Here is a 17,134-nt window from a genome sequence, read left to right as displayed (position 1 = left end):
CAAACGGCCAGACAGGGAAGCCTCACCATGAACGCCCCCGCTTCAACGACCACGCCCTCGACCACATCGCGTCCGGATGCACGCATAGCGCTGCTCACCCAATTCTCTACAGGTCCTTCGTTCAGGGAGACTGCAACCCTGCTGCTGCGCGAGGCGCTCCAGGAGCAGTACCCGACGCTGGATATCGACCCGGACACCGTCATGCTCGCAACGCCCACCTGGAACCTGGATGACGACCGGGTCAGCGCCGGCCCCACCGAGTACCAGGCCCTGAGTGACATCCTTGCCAGGCAGGCAGTGCTGGCGGTGCCGATCCTGTACCTTCAGGGCGAGCACTTTCTCACGCAGCAACCGATCATCGAGCCGGCGGTACACCTGCCCGTTCGCGTGACTGAAATCGCCAAGACCATCAACCAACTTGCGCCTTCGATGCTGCGGGCCTACCAGCAACAAACGATCAACTATTGGAATCAAACCAACGGCAGCGGCCCACATTGGCACGAGCTGTCGAACCTGCTGCGCACGGTGTGGGATGTCGAGGCCGCCGATGACTGGACCGCCACCGAGTGTGCCATGGCTCGCGCCCTGTTCACTCACCCCGACAAAGCCGACAGAAAGGGCAACGACCTCTACAAGCTCAGGGCTTGCCTGGTTGATATCGACCGAGTCGACGATGAAGGGCAGGTCAAGCACGTCAATGATGTGATCATCGCGGTATTGATCGGCGAACACGAAGGCAAAACCACAGTCCTCACGCATTCGCTGCTCAAGGGTTATGAAAAGTTTCCTTCGCTGGAGCACCTGGGCCAATCCTTGCCCGCGCACCTGTCGGGCTCTGTCACGGACCCGCAAATCCAATGGCGTCTGTTTGAACCGGACGGCAACTTCTTTGATCACCAAGCCTGTGCCTTGGTGTCATTGCAGATCGATACCATCGCTGAAATCGACTTCTCCGACCTGCGCAAAACCAACAACGTCGATATGGCACTGGGCACGCCACCTGCTGCTGCCCCGCCGCCTGCGCAAAGCAGCCCGGATCTGGCCTGGTACCGCGAGCAGATGCCCGACTGGCTGACAAACGCTTCACCCAGCGACTCGAATTTCTATGCTCGGCACCTCAAAGACCTCGCCGCGCTGCATAACCAGAATGCCGGTCGGTCGTTCCTGGACGACGTCCCTACTATCGAGGCGTACGCGTTGAAGGTCATCAAGGCAAAGGTGATCAAGGACCACCCGGATAGCACTAACCTGCCCTTGGAGAAGATCTTCCTGCAAATAGAGAGCCCGGTCGTGTGGGGCGCTTTCGTCGTTCCGGGCCAGGTTGAGAGCAACACGTTCAGCCTGGTTGAACTGGCCCTGCAAAACCTGATTGCAGTGCCCGTCGGTAACAAAGTGGTCAAGACCAGCAATGGTTCCAACCTGCCTGAGTGGATGACCCCTGCCTATTTTGAATCGCTGGCCACCGATGCCGATATTGGCCGTACCTACCCTGCGCTGATCAAGGAAAAGCTGCTGGATGACACTCGGGAATCTGCACGCCGCAATACGCTATATAGCCAACACCTGCGTATCCAACTGCCGATGCAGGCCTTGCAGGCCAAGATCCGCCTGGAAGGCAGCATTGACGAGCGGGGCTACCGTTATGTGACCGCGGTGATGCAAGAACAGGCCACTGACAGCAAAGTGGACGGGCAAACCATCGTACTCAGGCCCTTGGCCTTCGTGCCCACCCGGCGCACGGACACCTCTGTGGACACGGTCGCCAACATGTACGTGATAGGCCCCGAAGACCCGGCGGCCGGGCCATGCCTCTTGTACCGGCCGCTGTTCACGCCAGCCCTGATGCAGTTCCCGTCGCCGGCCAACCTCATCTATACGATCGCGCAATCGAGCAGCTTGTGCGAGTCGGTCTTGGCCTGGCTGCCGGATGCGGTCCGCAGCGACTATACCAACTATGTATTTCCCGGCTCGCTGCCTTCACCTTGGGCGGTCGCCGATTACCTGGTGGAGCCCGACAAGCTATGGACCATGAGCGGGCCAATGACCCTGGGCACCGAAGTACTCAACGGTGATCGATTCACCACAATGTTCAAGGCCAATGCCCAGGCCCTGATAGAACTGGCCGACCGCCAATCGGTGTCCAACGCCGAAAGCCGTTGGGCGACCTTTAAACACGCCGGCTGGGTGATCTTCAATGGGGTGCTGCCGTTTCTGGGGCGCACCATCGGCACGGGCGCCTGGATCTGGCAGGTGGTCGATCAACTGCAAACCTTTGTGCAAGCGCATGACCACGACGAAAAACAAGCCGAGTGGTCGGCACTCACCGATGTCCTGTTGAACCTCGGCATGGCGATCACGTTGCACGCCGCCAGCCGCAGCCACCGTACCGGCTACCCACGCAAGACCACGCCAAAGCTGACCAAAGCGACCAGCACAAAGCAGGTCACGATCAAACAAGAGGTGACCCTGACCAAGGAGTTGCCGGCCACACATTTACCGCACCTGCACACCAGCGGCGCAATCAAGCGCATACCCAGCGAACTCGCAACCGTGCTCGACAGCTTCAAGGTCAGCAAACCGCAAGGCCTCGGCGCGGCGCAAACCGCAAAAAACCAGTACCAGCATCTCTTTCATCAGGCACAAAAATACTACGCCCCTGTGGGGGAACGCTGGTTTGAGGTCAGTGCCGGTGAAGATGAAGCGGTATTCATCATCGACCCGAAGCAGCCCGGTCGAACAGGACCTGCGTTGATTCACAACGCTCAGGGCCAATGGTTCATCGACACTCGTCTGCGCCTGCGCGGCGCCGGTTCCAAGCAGCTGCAGGAACAGTCAAAATCCAAAGCTGAGATCAACGCGATAGAAGCCCAAAGACGCCTGACGCTATTTGAACAAAACAAACCCACTGCGCAATTGGAGTTGCAGCAGGCCCATCTGGCGATGTCGGACACCGCGTCATCCACTTCATCCGAGGTCAGACGCCAAACCTACCTGCAAAAACTCAAAAGCCAGAGCAGCGACTACGAAAAGGCACTGCAACAGCTCAAGATATTAAACGTGTTCTCGCCCAGCGCGGACTATCAGCAACACGCAATCCGCTACGTGAACGCCCAACTGGAGCTGACCCGGACCGGTATCACCGAGGCGCAAGTCGCCTTCACACCTAAACTCAAAACCGTGCTGGACCAGGTCGAACATCAAATCAGCCATCCCCAGGAACGTCATATCGACGATGCCCGCATCATGACTGAATTGAGCCAGGACATGATCCAGCGCCTGAACTACAGCCAATCGCGGCTTACCGAACTCAAAGCGCTGGGTGAGCTGGGATTCGAGCAAATTCGCAACTACCGGAGTCAATTGCCAAGCTACACCGCCCGCGACCTCAGGGCCTTGCAAGTGTCTTTGGCGCGCAACTTATGCCTGGACGGCGACAGCATCGCCACAGCCTCGTCAGCCTGGAGTGCCATTGACACCATCGTCGACACCGCCAACCTGTCGATTCAGGCCTTGCATGAAACGTCGATGGAGCGTAGCCAGGCGCGCTTGGATGAACGCATCGAAACCCTTGGCAGCCTGGTCGAACAGTTCAAGATCATCGACGAACGCCTGCAGGATTTCCCCGACGAGTTTCCTGACGCAGCGCTGCCTGCACGTATCACGACCCTGCGCGAAAAAATCCGCGATTTCTACCGCGAAACCCTGGGTAGCCTGGAACTGCTGCACGCGGATCGGGACACGCTCAGAAGCCGCCCGACACCGCCTTCAACACCGCCAAGAGCAAAGAAAAAAATCATTCACACGCGCTACAACGGGGTATTGGTGGGAGTACCACGACTGACAGAGGCCGGCGATGAAACCGGCATGGTGGATGTCATCTCTCCTCTCAACCAGCAGATCATGGCGACCTTTCACGAAAAAACCCCAGGTGTGTGGGTGCAGCACGTCAATCCCGTCGAGACCACCACTACCACCACTACTCTGGACGTCGCCACCAGTATCAGCCAGGCCCAGGAGCTTCTGGACGGGTTGGGGGCCTTCAAGCAGCGCACTGGCCAACAGGCGATCAAACCGGAGCGCAGCGCTACTGGCATTGAATGGCTGTACCACCAGCATGCGTTAAAACTGGAACAGGCCTCTGCAAACATTGAGCAGGCTCTGACCCAAAGCAACTCCACCGAGAGCAACGGGGGCTCTGCGGCTCTGGTCAACAAACAACTGAGCGAAGCGGCGCAGGCACTCTATCAAGAGGCGGCTCGCCAGAAACTGCAAATGATCAAGAAACGCCCACCCACCATCAGTAGCGTGGAATGGCTTAAGCAAAACAACGAGATCGTAATCAAGAGAACCGTCAAACGCCGCCGGCTCAAAGGGCCTGTCAAGGTCTACCTGGATGAGTACACCCTGAGTAACCGCAGTGATAAAACTGTGCTGTGGTATGCACACTTCCATTATTCGGCCGAATGGGTGCCCGCCAGGGCTTTTCTCAGGGGCCGCTTGAAAACCCCGCAAGAGCACGCCCGGGGAGTAGATGCCGACAGTCTTGACGGCCTCAACGAACAGCAAAAAACCGCGTTCTACCTCAGCGAAATAAACCGGGACCAGGCCCAGCGGTTGTTTTTCAAGGTGAAGTAACCTCAGTGCCGGATCGTATTCAAGCCAGCCACGCCCGACGCAAGCGGGCCAGCGCCTGTGCGATGGCCGCCTCAGGCACGGCAGCGAACCCCAGCACCAGTCCGGCACGCTGGTCCGGTGGTGGGCCGGTATCTGCCAGCCAGTAGCCGCTCAAGCCGTTGATCTCGACATCCACCGCGCGGGCTTGGGCAAGCAGCGCTTGCTCACGGGCCAGACTGTCCACGCGCACCGTCAGGTGTAAGCCTGCTGCAACGCTGGGCAAGGCCCCGACACCTGGCAACTCGCTGGGCCAGCCGACCAACAAAGCGTTGCGGCGGTTCAGGGCCGCACGGCGCATACGCCGAATATGGCGCTGGAAATGCCCCGCCGCCATGAATTCGGCCATTACGGCCTGAGTGCTGACTTCGGAATGACGCATGTCCACGGCGCGGCGCTGAGCAAAGGCCTCTACCAGACCCGGCGGCAATACCAGGTAACCCAGGCGCAAAGCCGGGAATGCCACCTTGCCGAATGTGCCGACATAGAGCACGCGCCCACTACGGTCCAGCGCCGCCAAGGGCGACAAGGGCGCTCCGGTGTAACGGTACTCACCGTCATAGTCGTCTTCGACGATCCAACCGCCAGTACGCTCGGCCCAGGCCAGCAATTGCAGGCGCCGCGCCAGGCTCATCACCACGCCCAACGGGTACTGATGGGACGGCGTGACATAGGTCACCCGGCAATCCTTCAGGCGGTTCAAGACCTCGCAGTCAATACCATCGCCATTCACCGGCACACCCTTCAATCGTCCACCTGCCAACGCAAAGGCATGGCCTGCCGCGCGATAACCCGGGTTTTCCACCGCCACGCAATCCCCAGGCTCCACCAGCAACTGTGCACAAAGGCTGATTGCCTGTTGCGCGCCACTGGTGATCACTATTTGCTCAGTCGTGCACTGCAGACCTCGCGCAGTGCGCAGGTAAGCGGCGATCAAGCCACGTAGACGCTCGTCACCGGCCGGGTCGCCGTAGCATAACTGCGCCAGGTCCGGCTTGCGCCAGAACGCCCCATTAAGCTTGGCCCACACCTCAAAAGGAAATAGATCGAAGGCCGGTACCCCCACCCGAAAAGCCCGTGGCGGACCGCAAGGAGGCTGGACCAAATGGTTATGTCTGACCCTGTCCAGGCCACCACTGTGGATAACTTCGCTGGCCTGAGTGTGCGCATTATCCAGACGATTTGTGGATAAGGCTGTGGGTAAGCCTGTTGAAAACCCTGTGGATAGTTTTGTGGATAGTTTTTTTGCTGTGGGCAGCTGCGAGACGTAGGTGCCGTCTCCCACCCGGCTTTCAATAAACCCCTCGGCATACAACTGATCGTATGCGCGTACCACGCTGTTGCGCGAGATCGACAACGCCGCCGCCATATCACGGGTGGCAGGCAAGCGCGTGCCACTGACCAGCCGCCCATCCAGCACGCGCTGGCGCAGGGCGTCGTACAGTTGGCGTGTCAGGCCCTGGCGGCGATCCAACTCGATGCCAGCAGGGTCGAACGACATCGAGGGGATGACGGGCGGCATATTGGACCTATGAAATGAGGGCTAGATGGCTCTTACAACGAGCCATTAGCCTGCCTAGGATGCAGGTATTCGCCAAGGAAAATTTTCCATGTACACACCTCGCGCCTTCGCCCTTGATGATTTGCCCCAAATCCAGCAACTGATCCAGCACACGCGCCTTGCGCAGTTGGTGACCGTGGGTGAAAACGGCCTGCAGGCCAGCCACCTGCCGTTACTGCTCAATCCCGACGAAGGACCCAACGGTACGCTTTATGGGCATCTGGCCAAGGCCAATCCGCAGTGGCGCGACCTGCAAAACGGCAGTGAAGCACTGGTCATCTTTGCTGGCGCCGAGGCGTATGTCAGCCCGGCGTTTTACCCCTCCAAGGCCGAGCACGGCAAAGTGGTGCCCACCTGGAATTACCTCGCCGTGCACGCCTACGGCAAGGCCGACGTGTTCAACGACGGCGAGCGATTACTCAAGGTCGTCGGCGCCCTCACTGATCACCACGAACGCGGCCGCGCCCAACCTTGGGCCGTCGGCGACGCGCCGGCCGACTACATCGACGCCATGCTCAAGGCCATCGTTGGCTTTGCCCTGCCTATCGACCGCCTGGTCGGCAAACGCAAGCTCAGCCAGAACCGCAGCGCAGCCGATATGGCCGGCGTACGTGAAGCCCTGGCCGGCAGCGCTGATCTGCGCGACCAGAATCTCGCCCGTTTCATTCCCCAAGGAGTTGCAGAATGACCCCGATCGACATCCGCCAAGTCACCGCCGCGGACCACGCCGCCTGGCTACCGTTGTGGCTGGCCTACTTGAAGTTCTACAACACCGAACTGCCGGACGCCGTCAGCCAAAGCACCTGGCAACGCCTGATAGACGCCCGCGAGCCGACCCACTCGGCGTTGGCTTGGCAGGACGGGAAGGCGGTGGGCATGGTTAACTTCATCTATCACCGCTCCAATTGGAGCATCGAGAACTCGTGCTACCTGCAGGATCTTTTAGTGGACCCATCCCAACGCGGCACCGGCGTAGGCCGTAAGCTGATCGAGTTCGTCTACGCCACCGCCAAGGCCGATGGCTGCTGCAAAGTGCACTGGTTGACCCACGAGACCAACGCCACCGCGATCCAACTCTACGAACGCATCGCCGAACGCCCTGGTTTCATCCAATTTCGCCAAGGTCTTTAAGGAGCCCAGCATGTCCACTTCCCTCGCCGACTGGAAAGGCGTCCCGTCCCCCACGGTTCAACTGCTTGAAGGGCGCTTTATCCGCCTGGAAAAACTCGATCCGGCGCGCCACGGCGATCAACTGTGGCAAGCCCTACAAGGGCCCGGTGCTGACCCGAAGCTATGGGACTATTTGCCCTACGGCCCGTTTCCCGAGCGCGGCGCCTTTGATACCTGGCTGAACAACCATGCGGCCCATAGCGACCCGTATTTTTTCAGCGTGATCGACCGCGCGACCGGTCAGGTCCAGGGCATCCTCAGCCTGATGTCCATCGTCCCAGCCCAAGGCCGCGTTGAAATCGGCCACGTCACCTTCGGCGCGCCGATGCAGCGCTCGCCAAAAAGTACCGAAGCGGTTTACCTGCTGGCCAAGTACGCGTTCGAACAGGGCTACCGCCGCCTGGAGTGGAAGTGCAACAACAGCAATGCGCGCTCCAGGTATGCGGCCGAGCGATTGGGGTTCAGTTTTGAGGGGGTGTTCCGCCAGCATATGGTGGTCAAGGGGCAGAACCGGGATACGGCGTGGTATTCGATCCTGGATTCGGAATGGCCCAAAGTGGGCGCGGGATTTGAGGCCTGGTTGTCTGAGGCGAACCAGAGTGGTTCGGGCCAGCTGAAAACGCTGGCCGACTGCCGAATCTAGATCTCACTCGCACCGCCCCTCCCACACTTTAATCTGCGGTGGATCAGTTGGTCAGGCGCTGCGCCAGCACCGCAATATGCTCCGGCCCGATGCCACAGCACCCACCCAAATGGCTGGCGCCACGCGCCTGCCAATCAGCAGCCCAATGCAGGTAACCCGGCGGGTCGAGGTCGTCGCGCAACGGGTCCAGGCCATCGTTGGCCGTGGCTTCCTTGGGTTGCGGCGGGAAGGCGTTGGCGTAGGCACCGATCTGAATCGCTACGCCCAATCGCTCGAAGGTCTCCCGCGCGGCATCGATCGCCGCGCCGATCACTTCCGGCTGGCTGCAGTTGAACAACAACACCTGCACACCCAACTGCGCCGCCGCCTCGGCCGCTTCCGCTACCGGTTCGCCGGAGCGCAGGCGCGGTACGTCGTCAGTGTCTTCGTCTTTCAAGGTGAACGACAGCCAGAACGGTTTACCGTCCTGCGGCAGGCCGGCATGAATCGCTCGCGCTTCAACGATTGAGCTCTGGGTTTCCGCCAGCCACAGGTCGACGTGAGGCGCCAGGCCCAGCACCAGCGGTGTCAGCAACTCGCTGACCCGCTCCGGCAGGAACAAGTCGGGCCGGTACGAGCCAAACAGCGGCGGCAAGGAGCCAGCGACACGCACCGCCTTGCCGGACGCCTGCACCGCCCGTCGCGCCAACTCACCGGCCAATGCGGCCAGCGCCTGGCCTTCGGCGGCAAAGCGCGCCTCACCAATATGAAAGGGCACCACCGCGTAGCTGTTGCTGGTAATCACGTCGGCACCGCTGTCGATATAGGCCGCGTGTACCGCCTCCACCGCCTGCGGCGCTTCGCTCAAGGCCAATGCCGACCACTCCGGCTGGCGGAACGGCGCGCCACGGCGTTGCAGTTCACGGCCCATGCCACCATCGAGAATTACTGTGCGTGCTGCGCCCATATGCTTTTTACTCATATGCTTATGAAAATAACTCACTATGAGAGTCGTTCTTATAACTATTTAATGCGTACCGTTCGGTTAATAACAACCTCTTTTTTATTCAGGTGTTCGATTTTGAAATTCAGACCGCTGTTGGCCCTGGGCCTGACGATGTTGGCTGCTTCCACCCAAGCCTTTGGCGGTGCCACGCTGGATCGTGTCGAGCAGAAGAAGGAACTGGTCGGCGTGCTGATGGAAAGCTACCCGCCGTTTTCATTCCTCAACGAGCAGAACCAGCTCGACGGTTTCGATGTGGATGTGGCCAAGGCCGTGGCGCAAAAGCTTGGCGTGAAGCTGCGCCTGGAAACGCCTTCATGGGACGTCATTGCCGCTGGCCGCTGGAGCGGGCGCTATGACATTTGCATCTGCTCCATGACCCCGAGTAAGGCACGCGCCGAGGTGTTCGACTTCCCGGTTGAGTATTACGCCTCGCCCGCGGTGATCGTGGTCAACGCCAAGGATGATCGCATCCACGAAGCCAAGGACCTGAGCGGCAAGAAAGTCGGGCTCACCAGTGCCTCCAGCTACGAGAGTTACCTGAACAAGAACCTGGTCATCGAAGGCGCCGAAGACACGCAGCTGCAGTACCCGTTCGAAGAGGTGCAGATCGCCCCGTACGATACCGACAATGTGGCGTTCCAGGACCTGGGCCTGGGCGCCGGCGTGCGTCTGGACGCAATCCTCACCAACCTGGTTACCGCGCAGCCGCGCCTGACCCAGGACAAGCGCTTCAAGCTGGCCGGCGCACCGCTGTATTCGGAGCCCAACTCGGTAGCCATCGAGAAAGGCGACGCGCAGTGGGACAGCAAAGTGCGTGAGGTCTTCGCCCAGCTTAAACAGGACGGCACCTTGAGCAAGCTGTCGCAAAAATGGATCGGCGCCGACATCAGCCAATGAGTTTTCGCATACGGCTTTACCTGACCTGGGCGGCGCTGTTCGCCCTGTTTGCCAGTTTCTTCCTGAGCTTTGACCTGAAGTTCTCGATCATTCTCGACAAGCTGCCCAACCTGGTCGGCCTGCACCTGGCGCCCAACGGTTTTCTGCAAGGTGCGGCGCTGACGCTATTCCTGTGCCTGTGCGCCATGCTTGCGTCATCGGTGCTGGGCTTTATCACCGCGCTGGGGCGCCTGTCGAAAAGCGCGGTGGCGTTTGGCATTGCCAGTTTCTACGCCTCGTTCTTTCGTGGCACGCCGCTGCTGATCCAGATCCTGCTGATTTACCTGGGCCTGCCGCAACTGGGCCTGGTGCCGGGCGCCATCGTCGCCGGGATCATCGCGTTGTCGCTGAACTATGGTGCCTACCTGAGCGAGATTTTCCGCGCCGGCATCCTCGGCGTGCCCCATGGTCAACGCGAGGCCGCGCTGGCCTTGGGTATGCGTGACAGGGAAATTTTCTGGCACGTCACCCTGCCCCAGGCCATGCGCACCATCATCCCCCCGGCCACCAACCAATTCATCTCGATGCTCAAGGACTCGTCGCTGGTCTCGGTGATGGGGGTATGGGAAGTGATGTTCCTGGCACAGTCCTATGGCCGCTCCAGCTACCGCTACATCGAGATGCTCACCACGGCGGCAATCATTTATTGGGTACTGTCACTGGGACTGGAGCTGATCCAGGCGCGCATGGAGCGGCATTTCGGCAAGGGGTATATGCACCGCAGTTAAAGCGCAGCACCCGTTGTATAGCGCCTTGGTCGGCCAAACGCAGATGGGCTTTTTATCGCACCTGACTAAAGACAACTCCCGCAAACCAGCGGTCAATGGCCTGACAGTTATCCGCCTGTGCCCCCGCTACATTCCCGGCCTCATTCATCAGAGGTCGGTAATTCATGCCCTTTACACCGCAAAGAATCGCAGCATTTATCAGTCTTGTAATTGCCCTCAGTGTGCAACCTGCGCACGCACGAGGCGATATTGAATACAGGCCTCACCAACCCTATGATTCGCTCGACGCTGAGGGGGCCTTCAAACCTGAAGTCGATACGCCGCCAATCCCTGGGCCCTACCCCGGCTACTTCATTGGCCAAGCCTCCACCTACAATGGCGTGCAAGTGGCCAAGGTGCTGGAGCCCGCACTGCTTGAACTGCTCAAGTCCGGCGAATTGACCTCGGAGAAGCTCAAGGAGCTGCAAAAGGTAAATGACGCACTCGCCGCACAGCCCGGCGGCATCGGCGCAGCCCTGGAGCAATTGGCCGGTAGCCAAAACGCGAACCTGCTCAGCGCCACGCACGCCGTCACCAGCCACATCAGCAGCCAATTGCTCTCGTCCCTGCGCAACCTGCCCGACGATGACAACGGTCGTTTCTGGGTACAAGGGGTGAGTAACGGCGGCCACCTCGACCAACGAAGCGGCAGCGCCGGACTGAAGCACGATAGCAAGGGTCTGATGCTGGGCGCCGACTGGGCAGTGGATAACGCCTGGCGTGTGGGTGTTATGGGGGCAAAATCCGCCAGTGACCTAAAGGCGCAACGCTTCTCTACCGAACTGGACAGCTTGCACCTGGGCGCATACGCGGTGCGTCAGGACGGCCCGCTGGCCCTGCGCCTGGGGGCGATTTACAGCAGCCATGCCGGGACCAACCGGCGCGACGTCAACCTGCTCGTTTACAAGGACTCGCTCAAGTCTCGTTACGATGCTCAAAGCCAAACGCTGTTCTCTGAGCTGGGCTATCAATTGGGCAGCCAGGACCTCCACATCGAGCCTTTCGCTGGCCTCGGCTACCAGCGTCATCACCGCGACAGTTTCAAGGAAAGTGGCGGCCTGACCGCGCTGAACGTCGGCGCGCAGACCCAGCAGAACCTTAACAGCACCGTTGGCCTGCGCTTGGCGACGGTTTACAGGTTCGATGATCAGGTCAGCCTCACGCCTCACCTCAGCGCCGGCTGGAAACACCTCTACGGCGCGGTTGACAGCCAGGTGCACCAAACCTATCGCAATGCGCCCGTTGCGCTTGATGGCTTCACCATTACCGGCACGTCCCTGGACCGCAATAGCCTCGACGTAAACTTGGGCGTTGATCTTGCGTTATCCAAGCAACACACCCTGGGCCTGGCCTACAGCGGCCAAGCTGGCACCCATAGCCGCAACCAGGGTTTGAAGGGGCAATGGACGATGAGCTTTTAACCGAGCATCGTCAGACGACATCCCGACAGCGAGCCTTCTTACAATCATCTGCTCTGCCAGCCGACATCTGTAGGCTGTTACCTGCGTTAGTTTTCGACCTCAAGCACACTTGAGGTCGAAACCCAATGTTACGAGTACCCCACCAGCTTGCGGCCTATATCCCCCTGCCTGGCTGTTCGGCAGCAGCCCCTGTTTATGCTGAAAAAAGTAATGCTATCGAACTCGCCACCGGCGGTCATTTTACCAACTACGGGCCCATATCCACCGGGCCTTCCACGCGCTTCAAGGAGTCGTATAGCGGCATAAGCGCGAACAGCGCAGCAAGCATAATCGTCAACCACGGAGCGGTAGCGGGTGGCAGCAACGGCATCAAAGCCACCGACGATGTGACGCTGATCAATTACGGCGTAATCATCGGCCATAAAGGGGCCGGTCTGAAATCCAAGGGCAATGCAGACGTCGTCAACTACCGCATCATCAGGGGCGCGGATGCCCAGCGATCCAAAGAGAATGATGGCGACGGTGATGGCCTGGACATCGACAAACGTGCACGCGTGCACAACTACGGGCTCATTGAAGGCACCGGGGCCAATGGCGCGGACAAGAACGGAGCCCCCAACACCAGCGAAGGCATCGCCATGGGCGGCGGCGAAATCTATAACCGTGGAGTTATTCGCGGCGCACATCATGGGGTGCTGGTGGACGATGGGGACTTGGGCCCGGCCTATGGGAGCACCTCGCTGATCAACGAGGGCATCATCACCGGTCGCAACGGCTACGGCGTGAGGCTGATCGGAGAACACAATGACCAAGTCACCAACGATGGGCTGATAAGCGGCACCAAAGGCATCGCCCTGGATATGGGGGGTGGCGATGATGTGTTGACTGTGCGCGGTAACGCTCAATTCAACGGCAAAGTAGACGGTGGCAGTGGCACCAATCACGTCGTGCTGGACGATGTCCAAGGTGGCACTTTCAACGGCGCTCTTCGTATCCAGCACCTGTGGATAGGCAGCGGTGCCTGGACCCTCGACGGTGCGCTGGACGCCAATCAGCAAGGCCGAGTCTCTCGCGGGGCAACGCTGATCAACCAGAGTCACATCGGTGGCACAATGACGATTGATGCAGGCGCAACCTACACCGCAGGCACGGTAACCAATCTTGACGTTGCCGGCACGCTGCTGCTGGACCCTGCGCTGAAAAGCCAGACGCGAATCAAGCACGACCTTGACCTGGCAAACGGGTCGACCCTGGCCTTCACCCTCGGCATGGGTGAAGCGCACAGCACCTTGAAAGTCGGCAACAGCGCCCGCCTCAAGGGCACAACACTGAATATCCAGGTCGAACACGAAAACGACGAACTGCTTACCCGCCAGTTACGTGTTATCGACGCTGCTCAGATTGAGGGACGCTTCAACAGGATCACCAGCAACCTTAAAACCTTGACGCCGAGGCTGATCTACACACCCAGCGGGGTCTTTGTCAGTTTCAGGCGCAAACCCTCTACAGAGGCCTGAGTTTCAGGCAAAAAAAAGGAGGGCACCTGCCCCCCCGAGGATTAAGCGGTAGTGTCGAAGGCTGTTATCAGCCTTCGATCTCAATCAGGATCTCACCCGGGTTGACCCGGTCGCCCTTGGCCACATGAACAGCGGTCACCTTGCCGGCAATCGCGGCCTGCACTTCGGTTTCCATCTTCATGGCTTCGGTAATCAATACAGCCTGGCCGGCCTTGACCACATCGCCTTCCTTGACCAGCACGTCGACGATATTGCCCGGCATCGCCGTGCTGACATGGCCGGGTTCGGTGGCGTGCTTGCGCTTGCTGCCGCCGCTGCTGACGAACTCGTTGAGCGGCTCGAACACCACTTCTTCCGGCATACCGTCGATGGACAGGTAGAAGTGGCGTTTGCCTTCAGCCTTCACGCCGACACCGGTGATGTCTACACGGTAGCTTTCGCCGTGCACGTCGATGACGAATTCGGTCGGCACGCCTTCACCACCGGCACGGGCCACACCGCCTGCCTCCGGAATCGGCAGCAGGACTTCAGGGGCCAGGGTGCCTGCGTCGCGTTCTTCAAGGAATTTGCGCCCGATATCCGGGAACATGGCGTAGGTCAGCACGTCTTCTTCGGACTTGGCCAACGCGCCGATTTCACCGCGCAGCTTGGTCATTTCCGGCTTGAGCAAATCAGCCGGGCGAACGTCGATGACCTCTTCGCTGCCGATGGCCTGACGGCGCAGCTTTTCGTTCACAGTGCCCGGGGCCTTGCCGTAGCCGCCTTGCAGGTAGAGCTTCACTTCGTTGGTGATGGTCTTGTAGCGCTCACCGGCCAGCACGTTGAAGAACGCCTGGGTGCCGACGATCTGCGACGTCGGGGTCACCAGCGGCGGGAAGCCGAGATCTTCACGTACACGCGGGATTTCGGCGAGTACTTCGCTCATGCGATTGAGAGCGCCCTGCTCTTTCAACTGGTTGGCCAGGTTGGAAATCATCCCGCCCGGTACCTGGTTGACCTGCACACGGGTGTCGACCGCCGTGAACTCGCTTTCAAACTGGTGGTACTTCTTGCGTACCGCGTAGAAGTACAGGCCAATTTCCTGCAGCAGCTCCAGGTCCAGGCCGGTGTCGAACTCGCTGCCTTTAAGGGCGGCGACCATCGACTCGGTGCCCGGGTGGCTGGTGCCCCAGGCGAAGCTGGAGATGGCGGTGTCGATATGGTCGGCACCATTTTCGATAGCCTTGAGTTGGCACATCGCAGCCAGGCCCGCGGTGTCGTGGGAGTGGATAAAGATCGGCAGGTTCTGCTCGGCCTTGAGCGCCTTGACCAGCTCGCCAGTGGCATAAGGAGTCAGCAGGCCGGCCATGTCCTTGATCGCGATAGAGTCGCAACCCATGGACTCCAATTGTTTGGCCTGGGCCACGAATGCATCGACGGTGTGCACCGGGCTGGTGGTGTAGGCGATGGTGCCCTGGGCATGTTTGCCGGCAGCCTTGACCGCTTCGATGGCCACGCGCAGGTTACGCACGTCGTTCATGGCGTCGAAGATGCGGAACACATCGATACCGTTGACGGCAGCCTTGGCCACGAAGGCCTTGACCACATCGTCGCTGTAATGGCGGTAGCCCAGCAGGTTTTGGCCACGCAGCAGCATTTGCAGGCGTGTGTTAGGCAGCGCGGCGCGCAGTTTGCGCAGGCGCTCCCACGGGTCTTCTTTCAAAAAGCGCACGCAGGCGTCGAACGTTGCGCCACCCCAGACTTCCAGGGACCAGTAGCCGACTTTGTCGAGCTTGTCGCAGATCGGCAGCATGTCGTCGGTGCGCATGCGGGTTGCCAGCAACGATTGGTGGGCGTCGCGCAGGATGGTGTCGGTTACGAAAATCTTCTTGCTCATTCTTATATTCCTCACAGGCCTGCGTGGGCGGCGATGGCGGCGGCGATGGCCAGGGCCAGCTCTTCGGGTTTGCGCTTGATCGAGTAGTTGGTCAGCTCAGGGTGGCTTTCCACGAAACTGGTGTTGAACTGGCCGCTGCGGAATTCCGGGTTGCGCAGGATTTCCTGGTAGTAGGCGGCAGTGGTCTTCACGCCTTGCAGGCGCATGTCGTCCAGGGCACGCAGGCCGCGGTCCATGGCTTCTTCCCAGGTCAGCGCCCACACCACCAGTTTCAGGCACATGGAGTCGTAGAACGGTGGGATGGTGTAGCCGGTGTAGATCGCTGTATCGGTACGCACACCGGGGCCGCCGGGGGCGTAGTAACGGGTGATCTTGCCGAAGCTGGGCAGGAAGTTGTTCTTCGGGTCTTCGGCGTTGATGCGAAACTGCAACGCGAAACCACGGTGCTGAATGTCTTCCTGCTTCACCGACAGCGGCAAGCCCGAGGCAATGCGGATCTGTTCGCGGACGATGTCGATCCCGGTGATTTCTTCGGTGATGGTGTGTTCCACCTGCACCCGTGTGTTCATCTCCATGAAATACACCTCGCCTTCGGCGAGCAGGAACTCCACGGTGCCGGCGTTCTCGTAACCCACAGCCTTGGCCGCACGCACCGACAGGTCGCCGATGTAGGCGCGCTGTTCGGGGGTCAGCTGGGGGCTGGGGGCAATTTCGATCAGCTTCTGGTTGCGACGCTGGATCGAGCAATCGCGTTCGAACAGGTGCACCACATTGCCAAAGCTGTCACCCAGGATCTGCGCTTCGATGTGCTTGGGATTGACGATGCATTTTTCCAGGAACACTTCCGCCGAGCCGAACGCCTTGGTGGCCTCGGAAATGACGCGGGGGAAGGCTTGTTCAAGTTCTTCGCGACTGTTGCAACGACGGATACCGCGCCCGCCACCACCGGAAGTGGCCTTGAGCATCACCGGGTAACCAATGCGGTCGCCTTCGGTCAGCGCTTCGTGGATATCCGCGACGTTGCCTTCGGTGCCGGGAGTGACCGGCACACCGGCCTTGATCATGCTGCGGCGCGCTTCGGTCTTGTCGCCCATGCGGCGAATCACTTCGGCCGAAGGGCCAATGAACTTGATGCCGCGCTCCGCGCAGATATCCGCCAGTTCGGCATTTTCCGACAAGAAGCCGTAGCCGGGATGCAGCGCGTCGCAACCGGTTTCCACCGCCAGGTTCACCAGCTTGCGCGGGTTGAGGTAGCCGGCCAGGGGCTCGGCACCAATGCTGTGGGCTTCGTCGGCACGTTTGACGTGCAACGCGTGGCGGTCGGCGTCCGAGTAAACCGCGACCGAGCGAATGCCCATCTCGGCGCAGGCGCGCACGATTCGTACGGCAATTTCACCACGGTTGGCGATCAGGATCTTTTTTATCACTTGGAAATTCCCTTGAGCCGATTGCTGCGTTCTTCGACCCGCTTGAGGTGGGTCGGCGCGTGACCAAATGTTTCATGACAGTCGCGAGACACACACTAAGCCCGCCAAGGGATTAACAAAAATCAATAATTATTGGGTCATACATAAGCAAAGACTTATA

At 59.9% G+C, this 17,134-nt stretch carries 12 protein-coding genes; 8 read left to right on the top strand and 4 right to left on the bottom strand.

From position 1 onward, the window contains the following. The first annotated feature begins 27 nt into the window (after positions 1 to 27). Positions 28 to 4,635, top strand: coding sequence for a DUF6543 domain-containing protein (locus E4P00_RS22910; RefSeq protein WP_248133131.1), 4,608 nt, complete (start codon positions 28 to 30; stop codon positions 4,633 to 4,635). Between the two features lie 19 nt (positions 4,636 to 4,654). Here the strand turns inward: E4P00_RS22910 and E4P00_RS22905 are convergent, their stop codons facing one another. Then, the gene (locus tag E4P00_RS22905) at positions 4,655 to 6,193 is read right to left on the bottom strand and encodes a PLP-dependent aminotransferase family protein (RefSeq protein WP_248133130.1); all 1,539 of its coding nucleotides are present in this window, start codon (positions 6,191 to 6,193) and stop codon (positions 4,655 to 4,657) included. An 88-nt stretch (positions 6,194 to 6,281) separates the two neighbouring features. On the opposite strand from E4P00_RS22905, the gene E4P00_RS22900 reads away from it, so the two are divergent. Genes E4P00_RS22900 through E4P00_RS22890 form a run of 3 tightly spaced genes read left to right on the top strand, consistent with a single transcriptional unit; the run spans position 6,282 to position 8,045 of the window. After that, positions 6,282 to 6,920 (top strand): FMN-binding negative transcriptional regulator, encoded by a 639-nt coding sequence (locus E4P00_RS22900; RefSeq protein ID WP_248133129.1) that lies wholly within the window; start codon positions 6,282 to 6,284, stop codon positions 6,918 to 6,920. Continuing rightward, positions 6,917 to 7,363 carry a GNAT family N-acetyltransferase gene (locus tag E4P00_RS22895; RefSeq protein WP_032878663.1) on the top strand — a complete coding sequence of 149 codons (447 nt, stop codon included), beginning with the start codon at positions 6,917 to 6,919 and terminating at the stop codon, positions 7,361 to 7,363. The genes E4P00_RS22900 and E4P00_RS22895 overlap by 4 nt, the downstream gene beginning before the upstream one ends. Positions 7,364 to 7,373: 10 nt before the next feature. Next, a complete protein-coding gene (locus E4P00_RS22890; RefSeq protein ID WP_216090500.1) occupies positions 7,374 to 8,045 on the top strand; it encodes a GNAT family protein in 672 nt (223 codons plus the stop codon). Between the two features lie 43 nt (positions 8,046 to 8,088). Here the strand turns inward: E4P00_RS22890 and E4P00_RS22885 are convergent, their stop codons facing one another. Continuing rightward, on the bottom strand, positions 8,089 to 8,991 hold the full coding sequence (locus E4P00_RS22885) for a homocysteine S-methyltransferase family protein (RefSeq protein WP_032878661.1): 903 nt from the start codon (positions 8,989 to 8,991) through the stop codon (positions 8,089 to 8,091). 114 nt (positions 8,992 to 9,105) lie between these two features. Here E4P00_RS22885 and E4P00_RS22880 point away from each other — a divergent pair, with 114 nt between their 5' ends. From E4P00_RS22880 to E4P00_RS22865, 4 genes are all read left to right on the top strand, one after another. Further along, entirely contained in the window at positions 9,106 to 9,927 is an 822-nt protein-coding gene (locus E4P00_RS22880) for an ABC transporter substrate-binding protein (RefSeq protein ID WP_248133128.1), read from the top strand. After that, complete coding sequence (locus tag E4P00_RS22875) at positions 9,924 to 10,694, top strand: amino acid ABC transporter permease (protein WP_032878659.1); 771 nt, start codon at positions 9,924 to 9,926, stop codon at positions 10,692 to 10,694. Before E4P00_RS22880 ends, E4P00_RS22875 begins: the two co-directional genes overlap by 4 nt. 164 nt (positions 10,695 to 10,858) lie before the next feature. Continuing rightward, a complete protein-coding gene (locus E4P00_RS22870) occupies positions 10,859 to 12,154 on the top strand; it encodes an autotransporter outer membrane beta-barrel domain-containing protein (RefSeq protein ID WP_032878658.1) in 1,296 nt (431 codons plus the stop codon). 125 nt (positions 12,155 to 12,279) lie between these two features. After that, a complete protein-coding gene (locus tag E4P00_RS22865; protein WP_248133127.1) occupies positions 12,280 to 13,671 on the top strand; it encodes a hypothetical protein in 1,392 nt (463 codons plus the stop codon). Positions 13,672 to 13,738: 67 nt separating this feature from the next. Here the strand turns inward: E4P00_RS22865 and oadA are convergent, their stop codons facing one another. Next, positions 13,739 to 15,547 carry a sodium-extruding oxaloacetate decarboxylase subunit alpha gene (gene oadA / locus E4P00_RS22860; RefSeq protein ID WP_032878657.1) on the bottom strand — a complete coding sequence of 603 codons (1,809 nt, stop codon included), beginning with the start codon at positions 15,545 to 15,547 and terminating at the stop codon, positions 13,739 to 13,741. Positions 15,548 to 15,558: 11 nt separating this feature from the next. Next, a complete protein-coding gene (locus tag E4P00_RS22855) occupies positions 15,559 to 16,974 on the bottom strand; it encodes an acetyl-CoA carboxylase biotin carboxylase subunit (protein WP_003195732.1) in 1,416 nt (471 codons plus the stop codon). Between the last annotated feature and the right edge of the window lie 160 nt (positions 16,975 to 17,134).

The sequence above is a fragment of the Pseudomonas sp. B329 genome, from assembly GCF_023127835.1.
Taxonomy (GTDB): domain Bacteria; phylum Pseudomonadota; class Gammaproteobacteria; order Pseudomonadales; family Pseudomonadaceae; genus Aquipseudomonas; species Aquipseudomonas synxantha_A.
Note: the sequence above shows the minus strand (reverse complement) of the source record. Positions and strands in the feature narration are given on the sequence as shown.

Excerpts from the sequence above, each read along its gene's own strand:
- E4P00_RS22910 (WP_248133131.1), top strand. The coding sequence starts at position 28 with ATGAACGCCCCCGCTTCAACGACCACGCCCTCGACCACATCGCGTCCG.
- E4P00_RS22905 (WP_248133130.1), bottom strand. The coding sequence starts at position 6,193 with ATGCCGCCCGTCATCCCCTCGATGTCGTTCGACCCTGCTGGCATCGAG.
- E4P00_RS22900 (WP_248133129.1), top strand. The coding sequence starts at position 6,282 with ATGTACACACCTCGCGCCTTCGCCCTTGATGATTTGCCCCAAATCCAG.
- E4P00_RS22895 (WP_032878663.1), top strand. The coding sequence starts at position 6,917 with ATGACCCCGATCGACATCCGCCAAGTCACCGCCGCGGACCACGCCGCC.
- E4P00_RS22890 (WP_216090500.1), top strand. The coding sequence starts at position 7,374 with ATGTCCACTTCCCTCGCCGACTGGAAAGGCGTCCCGTCCCCCACGGTT.
- E4P00_RS22885 (WP_032878661.1), bottom strand. The coding sequence starts at position 8,991 with ATGGGCGCAGCACGCACAGTAATTCTCGATGGTGGCATGGGCCGTGAA.
- E4P00_RS22875 (WP_032878659.1), top strand. The coding sequence starts at position 9,924 with ATGAGTTTTCGCATACGGCTTTACCTGACCTGGGCGGCGCTGTTCGCC.
- E4P00_RS22870 (WP_032878658.1), top strand. The coding sequence starts at position 10,859 with ATGCCCTTTACACCGCAAAGAATCGCAGCATTTATCAGTCTTGTAATT.
- E4P00_RS22865 (WP_248133127.1), top strand. The coding sequence starts at position 12,280 with ATGTTACGAGTACCCCACCAGCTTGCGGCCTATATCCCCCTGCCTGGC.
- oadA (WP_032878657.1), bottom strand. The coding sequence starts at position 15,547 with ATGAGCAAGAAGATTTTCGTAACCGACACCATCCTGCGCGACGCCCAC.